Below are 20,080 nucleotides of genomic sequence, written 5' to 3'. Positions count from 1 at the left end.
CGCCTGTGGAGCTAGCTATCCTCGGGCTCGACAGAGGCGGTGGCCGCGTCGGCGCAGGGACCCGTTGCGAATCTAGCGCAGCGCGCGCAGGGATGCAAGATACGAAACCGCGGAAGCACTGCGCCGCATCCCTGCCATTACACTGTTGCGGATGGATGAATCCCCCGAAATCAGGCAAAGGACCCGAATGATCAGTTTGCGGAACGCCGTTGCATCACTGATGAGCCTCTCTCTGCTTCCCTTCCCGCTTCCCGCTCAGGCTGCCGCTGCTCCCACGCCTGCGAGCGTGTTTGGCTACTCGGACTTCAGCAAGCAGGCCAAGATCGAGTCGAAGTTCCTGGCTGTGCCAGACGCTAAGGCCGCGGGCGAGGACCTGAAGACGCTGACCGCGGAGCCGCACCTGGCCGGCACTCCCGAGGACCAGAAGACAGCGGAGTTCGTAGCGAAGAAGTTTCGCGCCGCGGGGCTGGATACCGAGATCGTCCCCTATAAGGTGCTGATGAACCAGCCCAAGGTGGTGAAGGTTGAAGCATTCACCGCGGATGGCAAGCCGCTGATGGTGGGTCCGCAGCGCGAGGAGGTTCCGGGCGATCCGTTTGAGAACAATGCGCGTGTGGTGATGCCTTTCAACGGTTCGTCGGGTTCGGGCGATGTGAAGGGCGACGTAGTCTACGCCAACTACGGCCGTCTCGAAGATTTCGATCATCTGGCAGAGCAGCACGTCGATCTGCACGGCAAGATCGTGATGGTGCGCTACGGGCAGAACTTTCGCGGGGTGAAAGTCTACATTGCCGAGCAGCGCGGGGCCGCGGGCGTGCTCATCTACAGCGACCCGCAAGACGACGGCTTCTTCAAGGGCGATGCCTATCCCGAGGGGCCGTGGCGTCCGGACAGCGGCGTGCAGCGCGGATCGGTCCAGTACCTGTTCAAGTATCCGGGCGACCCCGAAACGCCGGGCGTGGCTTCGACTGCCGACCTGCCCGATGCGCAGCGTGTGAATCCCGAAGGCAATCAGCCGCACATCGTCTCGATCCCGATCAGCTATCACGACGCTGCACCGATTCTGAAGGCGCTCAAGGGACCCAGCGTGCCGCAGAGCTGGCAGGGAGCGCTGCCGTTCCGCTATCACGTGGGGCCCAGCGGCGTGAAGGTGCATCTGGTTTCGCAGCAGGACTATCAGCGCCGGACGATCTGGGACGTGATCGGCAAGATCAAAGGCACGGAGCAGCCCGATGAATGGGTGGTCGTGGGCAATCACCGCGACGCGTGGGTGTATGGCGCTGTCGATCCCAACAGCGGCACGGCGGCGATGCTGGAGTCGGTGCACGGCGTCGGTGCCCTGCTCAAGGAAGGATGGCGTCCGAAACGAACCATCGTCTTCGCAAGCTGGGACGCGGAGGAAGAAGGGCTGATTGGCTCAACTGAGTGGGTGGAGCAGCACGCGCAGCAGCTCGAGCACGCCGTAGCCTACTTCAACGTGGATGTGGCCGTGAGCGGACCGAACTTCTCGGCGGCCGCAGTGCCGAGTCTCAAGCAATTCGTTCGGCAGGTGGCACAGGCCGTGCCCTCGCCCACTTCGGGCGAGACGGTCTACGACTCGTGGAGAGCGCACCGCAACGACACCAGCGAGCATCGTCCGGCGAACGCGCCGAATGATGGCGATGTGCGCGTGGGTGACTTGGGCTCAGGGTCAGACTTCACGCCGTTTCTGCAGCACGTGGGCGTGCCGTCGACCGATATCGGCTCGGGCGGAGCGTATGGCGTGTATCACTCGGTGTTCGACAACTATGCGTGGTACACGATGAACGCCGATCCGCAGTTCGTTTATCTGCAAGAGATGGCGCGCGTGCTGGGCCTCGAGGCGATCCGCATGGCGAATACGGACGTGCTGCCCTATGACTACGCCGCATACGCGCGGGAGATCGCGTCCTATCTGGATGCGGCAAAGAAGAAGGCGGCAGACTCGAAGGTGTCGCTTGATTTCGCACCAGCGCTTGCGGCTGCTGATCGATTCGCAAAGTCGGCGCAAAAGGCGCGGGATGCAGAGGATCATCCGAGCGGCGACGTGGCCAAGCTGAACGACGCTCTACGCCAGGCCGAGGCCGACCTGGTCACCGAGGCCGGGCTGCCCAATCGGCCCTGGTACAAGCACACCATCTATGCGCCGGGCGAGTACACTGGGTACGCGGCAGTGGTGATTCCGGGGGTGAACGAGGCGATCGAGGCCAAGGACCCGAACCGGGCGACTCAGCAACTGGGCGTGCTGACGAAGTGTCTGGACAAAGCGGCGCAGACGCTGAGTGGGGTGCGGTAGAGACGGATCTCGGCTGGACAACAAGGCGGCGTGGGACACTCCTGATCGGAGTTCAACTCTCACGCCGCCTTTGTTCTGCCTGCCGAGGTGTCGACTTCTAGTCTCAGCCCGCGGAACGATCTACAACTTTCGGGCTACATTGGAATACCTTAATTCGCCAATGGACACGCGCCTTAGGTGCATTGTTTCGGGACAGTTGCGGCCTTACGCTTGAGTCATTCAAGGCCCGACGGGAAGCTTTCCGGGGAGCAGGACGCGGATCTCCCCTAAACCGGTAGTGGCTGTCCGCCTTTGAAGAGAAGGAGCCTTTCAATGCACGATTTCCTGGTTGGTCTCGCTTTCATTGGCATGGTGCTTTGCCCCGCCGTCGTAGCCACGTTCTCGGCCAAAGAGAGCAAAGAAGACGAGGCGTAGTCTCGGATTCTGAAGCGAGGCCCCTCTGCCTCGCTTCTTGTAAAGCTCCCGATAACAGCTAGTTCCCGGTACCAACGGTTCAGCCGCTAGCACCAAAGGGCTATTTTCTTCCACAGCATCGACGACCTAACGTTCGCAGAGTAGTTCAGGGCTCGCAGGCAATTGGAAGCTGGCTTCTTGCGTGAAGGGCCTGCGCGGCTAAGGGTGACTTTGTACCCTTGGAAAGCGAACAAAATGCGTGACCTCGTCATTGGAATTGCATTCGTCGCCATGCTTCTGACCCCGGCATTCGTAGCATCGTTCCAGCGCCGCGGACGCGACGAGTAGATCCGTACCGCTCCAGTTCCCCTTTCTGCGTCCTGCCCCTGTCTCTATTTCCTGCAGCGATTCCCTCTCTTCATCGTCCAAACTATGCAGATCTTGCGTGGTTTCGTAGGTCGCCGGCGCCAAACTGGTGTGATATGCGTCACCCCCAGACTGTTGACCCCGCCTCTGGTCGCTCGTATCGTAAGAAGTAGAAGACAAAGAATATGAAATCCTCGAAGAACAACCTGCGGATCGGCATTGCGGTCGCCATCATCCTCGGCACCATCGGGTGGCTGGCCTCGTCAGGCTACAAGTCCAGCAAGAGCTACTACGTCACCATCGCCGAGCTGGCCGGAATGGGCGACAAGGCCTACAAGAGCAATCTCCGCGTTGAGGGTTTCGTGCAGCCGGGCTCGATTGAGCAGAACGGCACGCATGTCACGTTCATGCTGAACGAGTTCGAAAGCCACAATCCCAAAGCCCCGAACGGTCGCGTGCTCAAGGTGAGCTACAAGGGCTCGGAGCCGCCGCCGGACACGTTCAAGGACGACTCGCAGGCGTTGGCCGTGGGCACCTACGGGCGCGACGGCATGTTCCACGCCAACGAGCTGCAGGCCAAGTGCGCCAGCAAGTATGCACCGGGCCAGCCCGGACAGCCGAACCAGGCACAGCCGATGACGCCCAACAAGACAGCTTCTACTTCGACCCCTGCGGCAGCGGCGCCGACCGCCAACTAACCGCATGAGCGGCCCAGCAAGCACGGGCCAATGCGCCCGGGTCGAAGATGTATCCAAATTGTTCGGCAGCTTTGCAGCGCTGCGCCAGGTGAGTGTGGAGCTCGAGCTGGGCAAGTGCTACGTGCTGATCGGCGAGAACGGCGCGGGCAAGTCGACCCTGCTGCGGATTCTGGCCGGATTATTGCGGCCGAGCTTCGGCACCGTGACCTTGTTCGGCCATGGCGAACCGCAGACGGTGCGCGAACGCGTCGGCTACATGAGCCACGCACCCATGCTCTACGACGAACTCACCGGACAGGAAAATCTCCGCTATTTCTCCAAGCTGTATCCCGGGCGAGAGTGCCTGGATCCTGCCGAAGCACTGAGACAGGTTGGCCTGGATCCAAATCTGCCGCGCCCTCTGGGACACTACTCGCAGGGCATGCGGCAGCGCACTTCCCTCGCCCGCGTGCTGCTCTCGTTTCCTGAGCTGCTGCTGCTGGACGAGCCGTTTTCCAACATGGACGTGGAGAGTGCCCGGCAAATGGTGGAGCTGTTGGCGCAGTTCCGTCACGGCAGCCGAACCATTGTGATCACGACGCACCAGCGTGAATTGGCCGCACCGATCGCGGATTATGTCTTGGCGCTCAAGGCCGGACGCGTGGCCAGCTTTGAACCGGGGAGCCCGACGCTATGAAGACCAACGCTGCGCGGTTCCTTGAGGGCCTTGGCATCGCGTTCGAGATGCGTGAGTACGAAGTGGACCCCGAAGATGTGTCGGCAATCGCGGTAGCGAAGAAAATCGGCATGCCGCCTGAGCAGGTGTTCAAGACACTGCTGACCACCGACGGCAAGGGCGAGTTTGTCTTCGCGGTGATTCCCGGAGACGCCGAATTGGACTTCAAAAAACTGGCGCGCGCTGCCGGCATGCGCAAAGCCGAGATGACTCCCCTGAAAGACGTGCAGCCGCTTACCGGATACATTCGCGGAGGCGTCACAGTGTTCGGCGCGAAGAAGGCTTACCCGATCTTCGTGGATGAGACGGCCATTCTGTTCGACACGATCAGCGTCTCGGCGGGCACCCGTGGTGCGCAGTTGATTCTCTCGCCCGACGACTATCTGAAGGCTGCCGAAGCGATCGGCGAGCCGGTGGCTACGGCGGACCTGACGAAGGCCGTGCATGCGGAGGGACACGCCTGATGCCGGCACTCTGGACACATCTCGTGAAGGACCTGCGCATAGAGTGGCGTTCGATGGATGCGCTCATCTCCATGCTGTTCTTCTCGGGTCTTGTGGTGGTGCTGTTCTCCATCGCCTTCGATCCGCGGGGCGAGTTCGCGCAGCATATCGCCGGCGGCGTGCTGTGCGTGGCGACCATGTTCGCCAGCGTAAGCGCGCTGAACCAGGCATGGGCGCGCGAAATCCGGCACAACGTGATGGACGCGCAGCGCATGGTGCCGTCGCCCGGGTCAGAGCTTTATCTGGCCAAGGTGCTGGTGAATTTCCTGTTTGTCAGCATCGTGCAGGTGGTTCTGGCGCCGTTCTTCTTCATCTTCTATAACCTGCACGTCGCGGGACAGGGCTGGCTGCTGGCGGTTGTAATGCCGCTAGGCACATGGGCGCTGGTGAGCAACGGCATTTTCTTCGCGGCGCTGGCCATGACCAGCCGCAACCGCGAGCTTCTCCTGTCGCTGATCCTGTTTCCGATCTTCATTCCAGCTCTGCTGGCAATGGTGATGGCGACGGAAGCAATCCTCACCGGCGAAAACGACCCGAGCCTGTGGATCAAGATGCTCGTCGGCTACGACGTGATCTTTACCACGACGAGCTGGTTGCTGTTCGATACGATCTTCCACGCGGAGTGAGGCGTAGTGTTCAACCGTCGCGAAGCTGCGTGTCGAGTGTCGCACCGTTTAGCTCGCTAAGTTTGAGATTCTTCGCGGTCAGGCAATAGTAATATCTGGAGGGTATCCCCAGTGGGTAGTGGACAATGCCTGATAAGCGGTTGCCAGGGGCTAGTCAGCTCTGGGAGTTCAACTCTCCTGCCCTCCGCTGTCCGCGACCGCGAACACTGCGGCATCTTATTGACATACCCCCAATCGTTCGTCTTACGTTTGTGGATGTCAGGCAGTGTACCCAACTGGAGAAACGAAGCGCCCCGGAGTGACTAACCGGGGCGTTCGCATTTTGGAGACACGTTTAGTCGACCGGCGTGGCCCTGCAATACCGCACTACACGAAAGTAGTGCGGACAAATCGCTCCAGCCAGCTCATCGGATCACCTCGAGGGTTTGATCACCTGACTGTTTTCCTGCCCACATAATCCCGAGCGGACTCGTACAGCAAAACGTCTCATCAGAATATAATCGTGGTTCGTTCTCTGAGGGGCCCCGGCATGGTTCGATCCTTGGTGCTGTTTCTGGTCTGTGCAGCTTCATCGCTCGCTGCGCAATCGCGCGTTGACCTGCTGAAGCAGGTTGCCGATCACTACAACAACTCCGACAGTTTCAGCGTGAAAGGAACGGCTTCGGCGCTGATGCCCGGATCCTCCTGGCGCGTCACTTACGACTTCGACACCGAAGGCGCGCAACCTGCCTTTCTGCCGCTGGACCTGCGCAAGCCATCCATCCAGGTCCTGAGCCAGATGGGCAATATGAAGCAGGCGCTTGCCGTCCCCGGGACGACGGATCCCCTGCCCCAAAAGTTTACCGTTCAATTGCTCCCACTGGGCCAGTACAACGCTATCGCAATGAAGCTGACGGATGCGCAGAAGATCGGCGCCGAAAGTGTTACGGTGGACGGCCGCAGCTATTCATGCGAAATCATCGACGCCACGTACGACTACTCGCCTGCCTTCAAGCCAAACTCGGCCATCGAGCACAAGCGTTTCTGGATCGACCCCGCCACACTCATAGTGCTGCGCGAAACGCGAAGCATGCCCGATCATCCCGGCTCCGAATGGACCGGCACCGTGACGTCGTTCTCATTCAATCTGCCGCCATCAGAAACGATCCTCAAGGCCCTCGCCAGATTTGCCACGCTCCCAAAGGACCGTCCCGAATGGGTTGGCCGGTCGCTCCCCGATCTCGCGTTGGCTCAGCTATCCGGTCCTCAGATAAAACTCGCTACCCTCAAGGGCAAGCCCGTGCTGCTCGACTTTTGGGGCAGCTACTGCGCACCCTGCAATCGCACGACATTGCACGCCCAGGAGCTCCAACAGCGCTATAAATCCTCCGCCCTTATTGTCCTCACGTTCACCCAGGACACGGCGGCAGACGCCCGCGCCTGGACCGGCTACAACCATGTCACGCTTCCGGTCCTGCTGGATCCCGACGGCACCGCCTTCAAAGCGCTCGATATCCAGGGTGTGCCTGTCGCCATTCTCGTTGGCGCTGATGGCAAGATCGTCCATTACTGGGTCGGATTGGATGATCTCGCCTCGATGGATTCCTCGATTGCGGAGATCCTCTCTGCTCATGCCGCCGCGACCTCCAAGTCCCGCGAGTGATGCACGTCACTCAATACACGAGCTGGCTGCTGTTCGAACTCACGTCCCGGAAGAGGCGTAATGCCGCGGAGCAAGAAGCCATTGACCTGTTGACTCTGCTGATCGAGCAATATGAGAACGAGAAGTACCCTGTACCGGATGCGGAGCCTGCAGACGTATTGAGATTTCTGCTGGAGCAGAACGGGCTTTCGCAAAAAGACCTGGTACCCGAATTGGGCGCCGAGAGCACCGTTTCGCTGGTGCTGGCTGGAAAGCGCAAGCTGACCGGCGATCACATCGCGCGACTCAGCAAGCGGTTCAGCGTTTCTCCGGCGGTTTTCTTCCAGTCCTGAGCCCATCTAGTACCGCTCCGGGAGTGCCACGGCGCTAACCGCTCACCGCATCTGTTCTGTCATCCGATTTTCGACGATCTGCCGGATCGCGGCGGAGTGCCTCCGCAGCTGCACGGCTTCTCTCTGCAGGCGCTCGGCTTCATCGCCGGAGGTCTTCCCTGAGGCGAAGTCCGCCAGGTCTGCGCCTTCCTCGAGGGCTACGATGGCCTCGTAGAGTTTGCGCTCCTGCATCGAATTCTCTTCATCGATAAGGGTTTTGAGCGAGAGGACGTGGCCAACCCGGCAGCGGAACTCGACCGGCCCTCCGGTTTCGCGGGTATAAAGGGGCCCGCGGCACTCCGGGCAAGTGAAGCCGAGGAATTGCTCTTTTCCGTGTGCACCAGCCGCTTCCCTTCTGCGCGGCTCCGCTCTTCCATTCACGAGATCTGTCACCATCCTTCCGATTTCGGCCGCCTTGAGGCGGTAGTCCACCGCTACATCGGCAATAGCATTCAGCGGCATGGAGGGGAACGGCGCCTCGTCGGGGTCCTGAACGATCGTGATCCCGCCTTCTTGCGCAATATCCCACAGTCCCGCCGCTCCGTCGTCGAGCAGGCCGGATAATACGATGCCGATCACGCGAGGACCGTAAGTCATGGCGGCGGAACGAAAGGTAACATTGATGCTCGGCCGGTGGAGGCCCTCCTTGGGGCCGCGCGTGAGATGGATATGATCCGCGGCTACCAGAAGATGGCGATCCGGCTGCGCTACATAGACTTTGCCGTCTTCGATGCGGTCGCCGTCGAGCGCTTCGGTAACGAGCATCTGTGCGTTGCGGCCGAGTATCTGCGCCAGGTAGCTTCGCACGCTGGGCGACAGGTGCATAACTACAAACAGAGAAGCGGGCAGTTCGGCGGGCAGGGTTAGCAAAAGCTCCTGCATGGAGGGGATACTGCCAGCGGACCCGCCAATCACCACAATGTCGCGTTTTGACATTATTGATTCGATGCGAGATTTAGCACGATTGAAGGTCTTGCAATCAAGGAACCTGATCCGAGAAGGCGAAGATGCGCCGTGTACGAATGAGTGATTCAAGTCACTCAATACATCGCTGGGTGGAGTTCCGGCCGCAATCCTCGACGTACACTAGAAACATCCCGGACGCGACTGAGCTGCATGTCCCTCCACGCCGCCGGGACTGGACCGAACCTGATGAAAAAACTCGGCATCAGCCTCTATGCGGTTGTTGTGGTTGCGCTCATGGTCTGGGGCTACTATCAGGCCATCTACGTGGCGCCGAACGACGCCATGCAGGGCGAAATCTTCCGCATCATCTTCTACCACGTGCCTTCCGCCTCGGTGGCTTTTGTGTTCTTCGCCATCAGCCTGCTGGGCTCGATCGGCTACCTGACCTGGCGGCGCAGCCAGCCTGACCTGGCGCAGAAGGCCGACGCGTGGGCCCTGGCTGGCGCTGAAGTCGGCGTGGTGTTCTGCACCGTGGTGCTGATCACCGGCCCCATCTGGGGTCGCCGCGCATGGGGCATCTGGTGGACCTGGGACGCCCGCCTCACCACGACGCTGGTCCTGTGGCTCATCTACGTCAGCTACCTGCTGCTGCGGCGGTTTGCCGCCGGTCCGCAGGTGCAGACGCTCGCCGCGGTGCTGGGCATCTTCGGCGCGCTCGACGTGCCCATCGTGTACATGTCGAACCGCTGGTGGCGCACGCAGCATCCGGCGCCGGTCTTTGGCGGAGGCGATGGCTCCGGGATGGATAAGTCGATGCTTGGCCCGTTCTTTTGGAATATGGGTGCATGGTTTGCGTGGGGCGTGCTGATTCTGGCTCTGCGCTACAAGACAGAGCGGCTTCACCAGGAGAACGCCAGCCGCGAGCAGCAGGAAGCCCTGGAAAGCCGCGTTTAGCCGCGGAAGAGGAAACAGCAGAGGTCAATATGGATCAGCGAGCCATTCTCAACCACGAGTTCACCGTAGCGGCCTACACCGTGACCTGGGTCATCCAGTTGGCCTATCTGGGATTTCTAGCCATCAAGTGGCGCGCCGAAAAGCGCAACGCCGAATCGCGTAATCGCAACCGCCGATAATCCCGCATTCGCGTGTGAAGCCGGCAGCGGCTTCACGCCCGGTGCTCCCGCCTCTCTGTCCCGCCCAGGCGATTCCCTCTTCGCTTCAAGCAATATTTGCAGCTCTATCCATAGCTAGCCCCTAGCGATCGCGCCCAACCCTTCGCCAGTCCCGTATTTGTGACAGTCTCGCCAGGCAGATCTCCCACCCATAATAGGAACCGACCAGCAGTCCGTCTCATTTCTGCCGCGCGCACAGTGTGGCATGGCTCAGGTGTCCTTTCATGCGTTCATCGTCAGCGGATCCAAAGAGACTCTCGTCCGACACCCGCCTTCAGCTCGTCACCTTGATGCTGGCCATCCTTTGCGTCTTTAATACGCATTCCGCCGCTGCGCAGGAGACCGCAGCCTGCCACGCTGCGCCCGCCGCTTCACTTGCGGGGTGGATCTGCCATTCGTCCGAGAAGGAAATCCACATCTTCTACATTCACGGGATCGGAAACGACGGGCCAACCGACTTCGATTCTCTGGAGTTGCGAAAGAGCATCTGCGCGTACCTGAAAGACTGCACCACGCCGGCGGGCGAGCCTGTCGGCCCGTGGGACTATGCCGACGAAGGCTACTTCGCTCCCGGGGCGGCCCCTCCGGCGCTCGATTTTCTAGGGCAGCCGGTGTGGCGAAACAACGAAGAATGGAGCGCCGCCGCTCCCTACGCCGCTCACTACAAGATCGCACGCACGCATGGCCCTGTGATTTATGTGGATGCGCTGCACTGGTGGCCACTGACGTTCGCGCTCAAATGCCGCCAGATCGTGGCTGGGGATGCATCCTTCGTCGCGCCGAATAAACTGCGAATCAATACCTGTTCTAAGCGCGAAGCGGCGCCCGGTGTTCCTGACCGCTTCAGATCCTACGACTGGATCAGCCCCGACGATGCCAAGGCCCTCCTCAAGATGCCTTCACACGGCGCGCGCGCCAATCGCGATCTCAAGACCGGCCTGATGGACTGGGGCTTCTCCGATGCCGTGATGGCGCTCGGCCCGCTTCGCCCGTATATCCTCGACGGAATCCGCCAGCTCATCCTGAAGTCTCTGTCGGATGCGCACCCGGAGAATCGCTCCGAATCCGCGCCAGTGGCGGAGAATGACGAATTCACCATCGTCTCGCACAGCCTGGGAAGCTACCTGATCTTCGCGGCGCTCGATACCAGCGAGGACACTACCGGCGATCAGGCCATCGGGCACGGAGAGCGCTTTCACGAAGTTCTGGAACGCACGTCGAGAGTCTACTTCTTCGCCAATCAACTGCGGCTTCTGGAACTGGCCAGCCTGGATGGACGCACCGACCGCAACCTCGTCACGCATCTTGAAGTTTGGGCCAAACTGCGCTGCGATCATTTGAAGACGCAGCCGAATGCGCCGCAGGAGTGTGCGCCGCCCCGCATCACGGCCCTGAACGATCCCAGCGATCTGCTCACCTGGACCGTGCCCGACCTGGAGGGAGTGAAGGTGGAGAACTGGACCGTGAAGAACGCGCCCCACTGGCTTGGGATCATCGAGAATCCAACGTTGGCCCACAACAACTACGCCAGAGACAAGCGGGCTGTAAAGGCGATTCTTGCAGGGGACGGGCCGAAGTGATTTCGAATTGAGATGATCTGCTTCAGGGGTGAGAAGGGGCCGGCGACGGGGCATTCGCCATCTCCGGGTCTTTGAGGAGCTTCTTGGCTTCCTTGCCGTGTTTCGAATCCGGGTCGTACTCGACGACCTTCATGTAGTTGGCCTTGGCATTGACGGCATCGCCAAGATGCCGCTGCGACTCGGCCAGACCCCAGTAGACCTCGGGGTTGTCGGGGTCGAGGATCAGCGCAGACTGGTAGCGGGACAGAGCCGCGCGCCAGTTTTTCCGGTCGAGGTAGTACTGGCCGACGTTCTCATCTTCCTGCGCCGTCTCCTTATGCTCCTGAATCTCAGCGCCCTTTCCCTTCTTAGACTTGCGTGTCTCTTCATCAGGTGGAGGTTCAAGGATTCGACCGAGGTCCGCGGAGCTGCTCGAGCTCGCACTGGATCCTGAAAACGTCGACGGTTCGGTCTCGGCGATCGGCTGATCAGGACTGCGCACGGGGTCGCGGTCGCCGCCCGGCAGAACCGGGACGGGGCCCTCCGTGGCCGGCTCCGGAGCTCGCCGAGGGGCCGGCTGGTTGGCGCTGGGCAGAACCGGGACGTTGGTGTTGTCTTCAGGGAAGGGGTTGGAATCGGCAGGCTTCTGCGCGGGCTGCTGCTTGTCAGCCGGAGGATTCTGCTGCGCCGGCGCGGGCGTCTGGGCAGCAAGGCACAATGCCGGCGCAATGACCACTGAGAGCGCCAGAACCGCACTCAATCCCGCTGTTTTCTTCATTCTGCGCCCTGTTTTCATCTCGACTGCTGCCGTCTCTCCAATGGTACGATGCACAAGACGGCTCGCGCTTTGGAGGCCCAAATGGGCGCGCCGTCCGCGACCCAATCCACCAGGAAAGCATCGCATATCCGCATGGGACTGATCATTCGCTCGTCTGCCATTCACGCCGCCGGCTGTTACACCACCGCCCGCATTCCCAAGGGCCGTCACGTGGTCGAGTACACCGGCCCGCGCCTGACCAAGGATGAAGCCGACGAGCTGTATGAGAACTCGCCGGTGACCTATCTGTTTGGACTCGGAGACGGCTCCAGGGTGATCGACGGGCACTGCATGGCCATGTTCATCAACCACAGCTGCGACCCGAATTGCGAGACGGACGAAGAGGACGGCCGCGTGTGGATCACGGCGGTCCGCAACATCGTCCCCGGCGAGGAAATCACCTACGACTACTGCCTCTATGATGGCGGGGACGAAGAACAAAAGTGTAATTGCGGAGCGAAGAACTGCCGCGGCACAATGTACTCCCAAGAAGAGGTGAAGAAACGCAAGGGCTTAGCCGGAGGGTCACAACCCAAGCGCCGGAAACGGGTTCAAAGAGATGTGAAGAGACGAAGGGCATGATTGACGAAACTCAACTCCCGTACCTGACCGCACACCAGCAGGAAGTTCTGAGGCGGTTTGCCTGGATGGAAGCCAGCGTGGAAGAACTCCGCACGTCGATGACGGGAGTGTTCGAGTTCGAGCTGCAGCGGGGACACCGCGCGGCCCGCACATGGTTCCGGATGCCCGAACCCGGTATCGCCATCACCCGTCGCCACCTCGAGAATGCGCTGAACCGCAAGCGCGAAGGCAGAATCGAAGAGCGCGACCTGGTGGAGTGGGCGACGATCATCCTCCTCAACGATGCCTACGTTCTCGACACTGGCGACGAAGACCTGATTGCCGAGTGGCTGAACGACATCAGCCTGCACCTGGACGCGAGCTAACGGCCATCACGAAATTTTTCCCGGGCCGCGTCACAATCCCGCCCGGATCACCACCTTTGAACAGGAGACGCAAGACCACGTTCATAGGATCGGCCCCTGAGTTCAGCCTCGCGCTGCCCTCCGGACCAGCCAATATATATTCCGATCTAAACGTGAGTCTTCATGAGACAGTCTCCACCGCCTGATCGCGGCCGGAACTCCTTTTCCCAGAAGCTGTTTTTGATTCGCGAAATCCCTTCGCGCCCGCTCCGACGGCGAGACCTTAATTTCCTTCACTGCGCAGTCGCAGTCCTGCTACCATCGCTCTGTTCCCCCCGGCTCCATTCCCCATCTGCGGAGGTCTCCATGGCAACCGCCTACACCGGCGCCATAAGCCGGGCCAGCCAGCCGTCACTTCTCGTCCGCTTCCTCGACAAGTACTTCTACTTCGCCATGTCGCTTTTCATTCTGGTGCTGGTCACCGGGATGTTCAGCACAACCGTGCCTGACAAGCTGTTTCATCCGAAGATCGAACCGCCTCTGATCGTCTGGTTCCACGGAGTGGTCTTCTACGGCTGGGTGCTGTTCTTCATCCTCCAGACGGGCCTCGCGCGGCTCCGCAAGACCCGACTGCATCGCACCCTGGGCTGGTTCGGCCTCGCGCTCGGTATCGCCGTTTTCTTTCTCGGCGTTTCTACGACCATTGCCATGCACCGCTTTGAGTTCAACACGCTTCACCAGGGCAACCTCGCTCTGATCAGCACCTCGGTTCCTCTGTTCGATATGTTGTGCTTCGCGCCGGCGTTCACCCTGGCCATCGCGTTCCGCAAGAAGCTCGAGTACCACCGCCGCCTGATGTACATCGCCTCATGCATCCTGACCGCGGCGGCCTGGGGCCGCATCCCGGAATCCATCCTGCCAGGGTTCTGGTTTTACGCGGGTGTCGATTTCCTGGTCATCCTCGGCGCGACCCGCGACCTCATCGTGAATCGCAAGATCCATCGGGTCTATATGCTGGCTCTGCCGCTGCTTGCGGCCGGCCAGTTTACCGTTGCCCAGATCTCCTTCAGCGCCTGGTGGCTGCGCGCCGCGAAAGCCATCCTGCTCTGAGACTAGCGGGCGGCCAGAACGATACAATCCCTCTCAGGCACCAGCGCAATTTTGAGCGGCCGCAGGGAGTGAGCAGGGATGGGTTATCAGGTTCTGGCCAGAAAATATCGTCCGCAACGGTTCAGCGATGTGGCCGGCCAGGATCACGTCACCCGCACGCTGCTCAACGCGCTCTCGCAGAACCGCATCGCCCACGGCTACATCTTCTCGGGGCATCGCGGAATCGGCAAAACGACAATCGCGCGCATCCTGGCGATGGCCCTGAACTGCCGCACCGAGGTCGGCTCCGCAGAGCGGCCGACGCATGAGCCGTGCCTGCGGTGCATGAGCTGTCGCGAGATCTGCTCCGGCGGCGGCGCCGAATCCGGCGAGCTGGCGACCCACTCCTTTGATTTCATCGAAATTGACGCCGCCTCGAATCGCGGCATCGACGATGTCCGCTCGATCCGGCAACAGGCCTCAGTTCAGCCGGCGCGCGACAAGTACAAGATCTTCCTGCTCGACGAAGCTCACCAGATTACCGATGCCGCGTTCAACGCCATCCTGAAGACTCTTGAAGAGCCGCCGGAGTGGACCATCTTCATGATGGCCACCACGGAACCGGAAAATATTCCGCAGACCATCCGCTCGCGGTGCCAGCACTTCAGCTTTCACGCGGTGAAGTTCGAAGACATCCTCGGGCAGCTACGCATGATCGCCGACAAGGAAGGCGTGGAGGCTGAAGACGCGGCCCTGGCGCTGCTGGCGGAAGCCGGCGACGGCTCGATGCGCGATGCACTGTCGATAATGGACCAGGCCATCGCGTCGGCTCCGTGCAATGACGCAGGCAAAGCGATCCTCGCCGCATTGCAGATCCGCGACCTGATGGGCACCGTGCCCAACGCGGTCTTTGAGCGGCTGCTGGAAGCGGTGGCCGCCGGCCAGAGCGCAGAGCTCATGGAACAGCTCAACGTGCTGCTGAACGCGGGGCACAGCCCGTCGTCGCTGGCGCGGCAGATGGTGCGCTATCTGCGCAATGCCCTGATGGCCAAGTTGGGCGGCGAGCAGACCGAACTGCTGCAAATCTCGGCCGACGAACGCGCCCGCGCCAATCGCACCGCGCTGCTGTTCAGTGAAGAGGATCTCACGCGCAATCTGCAGATCGTGCTGCGCACGTTTGACGAGCTGAATTACCGGCAGGAGCAGCGCTTCCATCTCGAACTCGGACTGTTGAAGCTGGTGCATGCGCAACGTCTACTGCCGCTTGAAGAGCTACTGAGCGGCGTAGCCAGCGGTGCTCCGGTGCGCAGCCCGGCGCCCAGCTCGACACCGCGTGCCTCTGCGCCCACTCCTCCGGTAGCGCGGCCATCAGCTCCGACGGCAACACCGGCACCCGCCAGCAAACCTGCCTCGCCGCTTTCGCCGTTCGGATCGTCACCCTTCGGGTCGCCATCTTCGTCAGCGTCTTCATCGAGCAGCGACAGGACATCAACGACGCCGACCATCAAGCAGAGTGCAGTGGCGGAGCCGGTCCCAGAGATCCCCGAACCGCCTCCGATCCAGGCACCAACGCCGATCGCTGTTGCACCCGCAGTGACAGCACCCGCCGTAGCTGCACCAATCGCTCCGACGCCCATCGCGGCTGCCCCAGCTCCGGCCGTCTCGCCAATGACGCCCTTCCCTGCCGCTTCCGCAACGCCTCAGACCGGATTTGCGGAGACGCTAACGGAAGGATCGCTTGCCAAGGCTCCGAGCGCGGCCCCCTCGGCTGGTACGGCCGACGTCGATACGCTTCGCCAGGCCGTGGTGCAGGCGCTCGCACAAGGCGGCCATCAGAGTGCCTCAACGCTGCTGGGAGCGGGCGCGTGGACTATCGACGGCGCCAACCTGCGCATTGAAGTTGCCGGCATGGGCAAGAAGATGCTCAGCCTCACGGTGAACGCTGCGGCAGAGAAAATCATCCGGCAGGAGTTGCAAAGGCTCAGCGGCCCGGCGCGCTTCATGGTGGTTCCAGGCGAAGGCCCGGCAGCCGGCGCGGGATCTGGCCCTGCCATGGCCGCGCCGCTCGCGGGCAGCGTGCAGGAAGAGGCGCTCAATCATCCGCTCGTGCAGCGCGCCAAAGAAATCTTCAACGCCGAAGTACGCAGCGTGGTTGACCTGCGTACAAAGTAAGACGAACGGACACAAACGGGATCAGGAGCAGTCTCATGTTCAATCCACTCAAGATGAATGAAATGCTGCAGCAGGCCAGCCAGATGAAAGAGGAGATGCAGCACAAGCTGGAGCAGACCGTAGTGGAGGGCTCAAGCGGCGGCGGCGCGGTGACTGCGACCATGAACGGAAAGAAGCAGTTGCTCAGAATCCGCATCGACCCTTCGGCGGTAGCGGCGCTCAGCGGTCCCAATCCCGATGTGGAGATGCTCGAAGACCTGGTGGTTGCGGCAGTCAATGCAGCCGGTCAGAACGCCGAGGACGCCATCCAGTCGAGCCTAAAAGGCATGCTGGGCGGCATGAATATCCCCGGTCTGACCTAAGTTGTTCCCTCATCACTACCCACGAATCACTAACCACTAACCATCACTGGTTCCTATGTCACGTTTTGCCGAACCGATGGCGCGGCTCATCGAAGAACTGAAGAAGCTGCCCGGCGTGGGTACGAAAAGCGCGCAGCGGTTCGCGTTTCACATCCTGCGTGGCAGCGATGACGATGCACTCGCGCTCGCAGACGCGGTGCGTGGCCTCAAAGCCAATCTGCGCCTCTGCTCCACCTGCAACAACGTCACCGACGTGGACCCATGCGTCTTCTGCGCGAGCCCCGTCCGCAATCAGCGGCAAGTCTGCGTGGTCGAAGAGCCAACCAGTATTGGCTCCATTGAGCGCACGCGCTACCAGGGCGTCTACCACGTGCTGCACGGAACGCTGTCGCCGCTGCACGGAGTGGGGCCGGAGCAGCTCCGCACCTCGGGATTGATCTCGCGCGCAGAGAGCGGCGCAATTGACGAAGTGATTCTGGCCACCAGCCCCACGCTCGAAGGCGAGGCAACCGCCACCTGGCTGGCATCGGCTCTGCGCGCAAGCAATGTGCGCGTCACGCGGATCGCTACCGGCGTGCCTGCCGGAAGCGATATCGAATACGCCGATGAAGTGACAATGGCCCGAGCGCTCGAAGGCCGCCGCGAACTCTGATCGCCTCAGGCGATGCAGAGTTACTGCGGGCGGCCTTTTCGCTTCGGCTAGTGAATAGTCAGGCTCAGCGTCTTTATCGCAGTCGCCGGAGGCGTCGAACTGTCCTTCACAGTGAAGGTGTAGTCCTTTGCGGCCTGCGCCGTTTTGGGAGTACCGATGATGACTCCCGTTGTAGCGCTTAGCGCCAGACCGTCAGGCAACGCAGGTATCACTGACCATACGAGGTTGCCGATGCCATTTTCTGCCTTGAGCTGGGCCCTGTAGGGCTGGCCAACGGGGGCATCCGGCAACGGCGAAGGAGTGGAGACAGCAAAACCGCCGACCTTGCCGGCGTTGGCATCGGTCTTACCAGCATTGGCATCAACCTTGCCGGCATTGCCGTCGATCTTGCCGCCGCGGTTGTCCTGCGGCTTGAACAGAGTATTGAACACCTCGTTCAGCTTCATGAAAGCAGTGTCGGAAAATGCTCCCGCCAAACCGGCAATCGCGCATGTCCCAAACACATTCACATCGGTTGTCGTACCGCTCAGGAACCCTCCGCGCACAACCAGGTACATCAATACTGCTATGCCGCTGCCTTCAAATGGCTGGACGATGTAGAACAGCGCCCATGAGCGCTTCAGCTTGTTATCACCTCGATAGTCTCCAAGGGATTTGAGGGAATACACAGCCGACCCAAACGCTCCCATGAACAGCACCAGCAGCAGCAGTCGTGATTCCCCGGTGATCTCCTTGGCCCCCAGCCCGAGCCAGCTCCACGAAAAGATGAGGTCATATTTTTCATCTCCTCCGACGCTCGGCGGCCCGACCTTCCCTTGGTCCTGAGTCTGCGTTCCTGTCTTATCCGCCGGCTTGTCGGTGTCAACAGCGCCGCTGCTAGCCGCGCTCCCGCCGGCCGCGCCGCTGTTCTGCGCTCCGCCTGCCTTATCCGTGCTTGCCGCGCCCTGGGCTGCTGCGCCGGTCTTGGTATTCGTCTGACCGGCGTTCCCCGCATCGCCGCCCTTGTTGTCTGTCTTCGACGCGTCCGCTCCCGTTTTCGGGCCCTTGCCCTGCGTCTGCGCATTCTGCTGCGCGATTGCCGGCACCTTCTTTGGAGAATGCAATGCCCACAAACTGTAGACCGAGTACGCCGTGATCACCGTGCTAAGCACGAGGTAAATCGCGAGGCCCAAGGCGAGCCGCGGCATCATCTCGATATTGGAGTCATTGATGGTTCCGTCGTCCGACACGAATCCTCCCAAAGGGGTGGTTTGGACAGCCTGGGTGTCAAAGCGAAGCCAAATACAAGGACAGCAAGCACGACGAACGCTCCGAAGATCCAGCCTAAGGACAGTAACCCGCGGAGGAGGAAGCTGATTGAGGTTGCAACCAAGATACGCGTATCAGCGGGAATGTCAATCAATCTTCTGCTGGCAAGAGAGGACGACCGCCCAAGGAGCCACGCCGCGCCCGCAGAGACTGGAATGGTCCAGCGCGGCAGGCAGGTCGTGCACTGCGCGCCGGCGTACGCAAACCACACGTACCAGCCTATGAGCGCACCGGTCGCCAGGCCGCTCCAGCTCTTTCGGTAAATCGAGCAGGCAGCAGCCCCCACGATGACCAAAATCAGAGCGCTGAGCACGCGCAAAGCGTAGCACAAATCGCTTAGGGACCAGGCGGTCTATTCGTGGTGCAGCTGGATTGGAATGTAAGGAAGAACTATGCCACGCTACGCACTTGGACTGCCGCGTTGTGCAATCTGCGCAGCAGCTCCTGCGGGTGCACAGGCTTGACCAGGACCTCGAAGCCCATAGTGCCGGCCTTCGACCGGGCAATCATATCGGCCGTCGCTGTTTGTCCTGAGAGCAGAAAGACGCGAATATCGGGCAGCAGCGACCTCATCTGGATCGCGGCATCCACCCCGTTCATCTCGGCCATCAGTACGTCAGAAATAAGCACGTCGGGCTGAAAGGCGGGCGCCACTTCGAGAGCTCTCTTGCACGTATAAACTGCCTGGGCTTCGAATCCGCCCTGATTAAGGATGAGTGCGAGAGTGTCGGCGATCAGCTTCTCGTCGTCGGCGATGAGGACTTTAGGTTTAGCCATGGGGCTTCTCAATATGACTGTTAGATGCAGCCCTCTCGCCTTAAGGTTGGCTCGGCGGACAGACCGGGCGTGGCTTTCTCACGCCCTTCCCGTACGCGGAAGCCCGAATGATTGACCTTCAATTCACGCTGCGCAGCTTGCTGAGCAGATCCTGCGGGTGAACCGGTTTCGCCAGGATCTCAAAGTCGTACCCCTGGGAGTGGGCCTTTTCCAGCAGATCGGCCGTGGCTGCCTGGCCGGAAAACAGCAGAATCTTGATCGAGGGAAGCAGGGCACGAATGCGAATGGCGGCATCAATGCCGTTCATGTCGCCCATAATGACGTCAGAGATCAGCATTTCGGGCTTGAATTCGGGCGCGAGTTCAAGCGCCTTTTCGCCGGAGTAAACAGCGCGTGCCTGGAATCCGCTCTGGTTCAGGATCATGGCCAGGGTGTCGGCAATCACTCTCTCGTCGTCGGCAACAAGGACTTTAGGTTTCGTAGTGTCGGGCATAGGCTCCTGGACAGACAACTGATGCAGCGTGCGATAGAACGCGTCAAGGGGAATGATGAAGCCTGGAACAGGCTACAGCAGAGGCTGCAGACCTGTGCAGCACTTCCTGAATGATACGCTCAACTTGGGGACACCTGCGGATCCGCGCGGTCGATCGGGCGCGGATGTCCTTATTTTACCTGATTGCAACCCCACAATCCTAGACTCGCAACAACTCTG

The 20,080-nt window shown here is 60.9% G+C and carries 21 protein-coding genes; 16 read left to right on the top strand and 5 right to left on the bottom strand.

Annotation, left to right across the window (positions count from 1 at the left end; genetic code table 11):
* The first annotated feature begins 220 nt into the window (after positions 1-220).
* From MOP44_RS17500 to MOP44_RS17470, 7 genes are all read left to right on the top strand, one after another.
* Positions 221-2,314, top strand: coding sequence for a M28 family metallopeptidase (locus tag MOP44_RS17500; protein WP_260791537.1), 2,094 nt, complete (start codon positions 221-223; stop codon positions 2,312-2,314).
* A 944-nt stretch (positions 2,315-3,258) separates the two neighbouring features.
* Positions 3,259-3,771, top strand: coding sequence for a cytochrome c maturation protein CcmE (locus MOP44_RS17495; RefSeq protein WP_260791536.1), 513 nt, complete (start codon positions 3,259-3,261; stop codon positions 3,769-3,771).
* Between the two features lie 4 nt (positions 3,772-3,775).
* The gene (locus MOP44_RS17490) at positions 3,776-4,447 is read left to right on the top strand and encodes an ABC transporter ATP-binding protein (RefSeq protein WP_260791535.1); all 672 of its coding nucleotides are present in this window, start codon (positions 3,776-3,778) and stop codon (positions 4,445-4,447) included.
* Entirely contained in the window at positions 4,444-4,950 is a 507-nt protein-coding gene (ybaK, locus tag MOP44_RS17485) for a Cys-tRNA(Pro) deacylase (RefSeq protein ID WP_260791534.1), read from the top strand. Before MOP44_RS17490 ends, ybaK begins: the two co-directional genes overlap by 4 nt.
* Complete coding sequence (locus MOP44_RS17480) at positions 4,950-5,615, top strand: heme exporter protein CcmB (protein ID WP_260791533.1); 666 nt, start codon at positions 4,950-4,952, stop codon at positions 5,613-5,615. The genes ybaK and MOP44_RS17480 overlap by 1 nt, the downstream gene beginning before the upstream one ends.
* 529 nt (positions 5,616-6,144) lie before the next feature.
* Positions 6,145-7,257, top strand: coding sequence for a TlpA family protein disulfide reductase (locus tag MOP44_RS17475; RefSeq protein ID WP_260791532.1), 1,113 nt, complete (start codon positions 6,145-6,147; stop codon positions 7,255-7,257).
* A complete protein-coding gene (locus MOP44_RS17470; protein WP_260791531.1) occupies positions 7,257-7,589 on the top strand; it encodes a helix-turn-helix domain-containing protein in 333 nt (110 codons plus the stop codon). The genes MOP44_RS17475 and MOP44_RS17470 overlap by 1 nt, the downstream gene beginning before the upstream one ends.
* A 42-nt stretch (positions 7,590-7,631) precedes the next feature.
* Here MOP44_RS17470 and MOP44_RS17465 read toward each other — a convergent pair whose 3' ends face one another.
* Positions 7,632-8,564: a chemotaxis protein CheB gene (locus MOP44_RS17465; RefSeq protein ID WP_260791530.1), complete on the bottom strand. Its 933-nt coding sequence runs from the start codon at positions 8,562-8,564 to the stop codon at positions 7,632-7,634.
* Positions 8,565-8,744: 180 nt separating this feature from the next.
* Here MOP44_RS17465 and MOP44_RS17460 point away from each other — a divergent pair, with 180 nt between their 5' ends.
* From MOP44_RS17460 to MOP44_RS17450, 3 genes are all read left to right on the top strand, one after another.
* Positions 8,745-9,488 carry a cytochrome c biogenesis protein gene (locus tag MOP44_RS17460; RefSeq protein ID WP_260791529.1) on the top strand — a complete coding sequence of 248 codons (744 nt, stop codon included), beginning with the start codon at positions 8,745-8,747 and terminating at the stop codon, positions 9,486-9,488.
* 29 nt (positions 9,489-9,517) lie between these two features.
* Complete coding sequence (locus tag MOP44_RS17455) at positions 9,518-9,667, top strand: hypothetical protein (RefSeq protein WP_260791528.1); 150 nt, start codon at positions 9,518-9,520, stop codon at positions 9,665-9,667.
* Positions 9,668-9,930: 263 nt separating this feature from the next.
* Positions 9,931-11,286 carry a hypothetical protein gene (locus MOP44_RS17450; RefSeq protein ID WP_260791527.1) on the top strand — a complete coding sequence of 452 codons (1,356 nt, stop codon included), beginning with the start codon at positions 9,931-9,933 and terminating at the stop codon, positions 11,284-11,286.
* Between the two features lie 22 nt (positions 11,287-11,308).
* On the opposite strand, the gene MOP44_RS17445 is transcribed toward MOP44_RS17450, so the two are convergent.
* Entirely contained in the window at positions 11,309-12,043 is a 735-nt protein-coding gene (locus tag MOP44_RS17445; RefSeq protein WP_260791526.1) for a tetratricopeptide repeat protein, read from the bottom strand.
* A gap of 48 nt (positions 12,044-12,091) precedes the next feature.
* Here MOP44_RS17445 and MOP44_RS17440 point away from each other — a divergent pair, with 48 nt between their 5' ends.
* The 6 genes from MOP44_RS17440 to recR all read left to right on the top strand — a co-directional run bounded on the left by MOP44_RS17440 (position 12,092) and on the right by recR (position 17,283).
* A complete protein-coding gene (locus tag MOP44_RS17440) occupies positions 12,092-12,664 on the top strand; it encodes an SET domain-containing protein (RefSeq protein WP_313901018.1) in 573 nt (190 codons plus the stop codon).
* Positions 12,661-13,029, top strand: a complete 369-nt coding sequence (locus MOP44_RS17435; protein ID WP_260791525.1) for a hypothetical protein — start codon at positions 12,661-12,663, stop codon at positions 13,027-13,029. Before MOP44_RS17440 ends, MOP44_RS17435 begins: the two co-directional genes overlap by 4 nt.
* A gap of 345 nt (positions 13,030-13,374) precedes the next feature.
* Entirely contained in the window at positions 13,375-14,118 is a 744-nt protein-coding gene (locus MOP44_RS17430; RefSeq protein WP_260791524.1) for a hypothetical protein, read from the top strand.
* Between the two features lie 78 nt (positions 14,119-14,196).
* Positions 14,197-16,269 (top strand): DNA polymerase III subunit gamma/tau, encoded by a 2,073-nt coding sequence (gene dnaX / locus MOP44_RS27890; protein WP_313901017.1) that lies wholly within the window; start codon positions 14,197-14,199, stop codon positions 16,267-16,269.
* 35 nt (positions 16,270-16,304) lie between these two features.
* Positions 16,305-16,631: a YbaB/EbfC family nucleoid-associated protein gene (locus MOP44_RS17415; protein ID WP_260791523.1), complete on the top strand. Its 327-nt coding sequence runs from the start codon at positions 16,305-16,307 to the stop codon at positions 16,629-16,631.
* A 55-nt stretch (positions 16,632-16,686) separates the two neighbouring features.
* Positions 16,687-17,283: a recombination mediator RecR gene (recR, locus tag MOP44_RS17410; protein WP_260791522.1), complete on the top strand. Its 597-nt coding sequence runs from the start codon at positions 16,687-16,689 to the stop codon at positions 17,281-17,283.
* Positions 17,284-17,330: 47 nt separating this feature from the next.
* On the opposite strand, the gene MOP44_RS17405 is transcribed toward recR, so the two are convergent.
* From MOP44_RS17405 to MOP44_RS17395, 3 genes are all read right to left on the bottom strand, one after another.
* On the bottom strand, positions 17,331-18,512 hold the full coding sequence (locus tag MOP44_RS17405) for an Ig domain-containing protein (RefSeq protein WP_260791521.1): 1,182 nt from the start codon (positions 18,510-18,512) through the stop codon (positions 17,331-17,333).
* 469 nt (positions 18,513-18,981) lie between these two features.
* On the bottom strand, positions 18,982-19,368 hold the full coding sequence (locus MOP44_RS17400; protein WP_260791520.1) for a response regulator transcription factor: 387 nt from the start codon (positions 19,366-19,368) through the stop codon (positions 18,982-18,984).
* Positions 19,369-19,486: 118 nt separating this feature from the next.
* Positions 19,487-19,861, bottom strand: coding sequence for a response regulator (locus MOP44_RS17395; protein ID WP_260791519.1), 375 nt, complete (start codon positions 19,859-19,861; stop codon positions 19,487-19,489).
* Positions 19,862-20,080: the final 219 nt, after the last annotated feature.

The organism is Occallatibacter riparius (assembly GCF_025264625.1).
GTDB classification, from domain to species: Bacteria; Acidobacteriota; Terriglobia; order Terriglobales; family Acidobacteriaceae; genus Telmatobacter; species Telmatobacter riparius.
The sequence above is the reverse complement of the archived record's forward strand: the minus strand, read 5'-3'. Positions and strand labels throughout refer to the sequence as shown.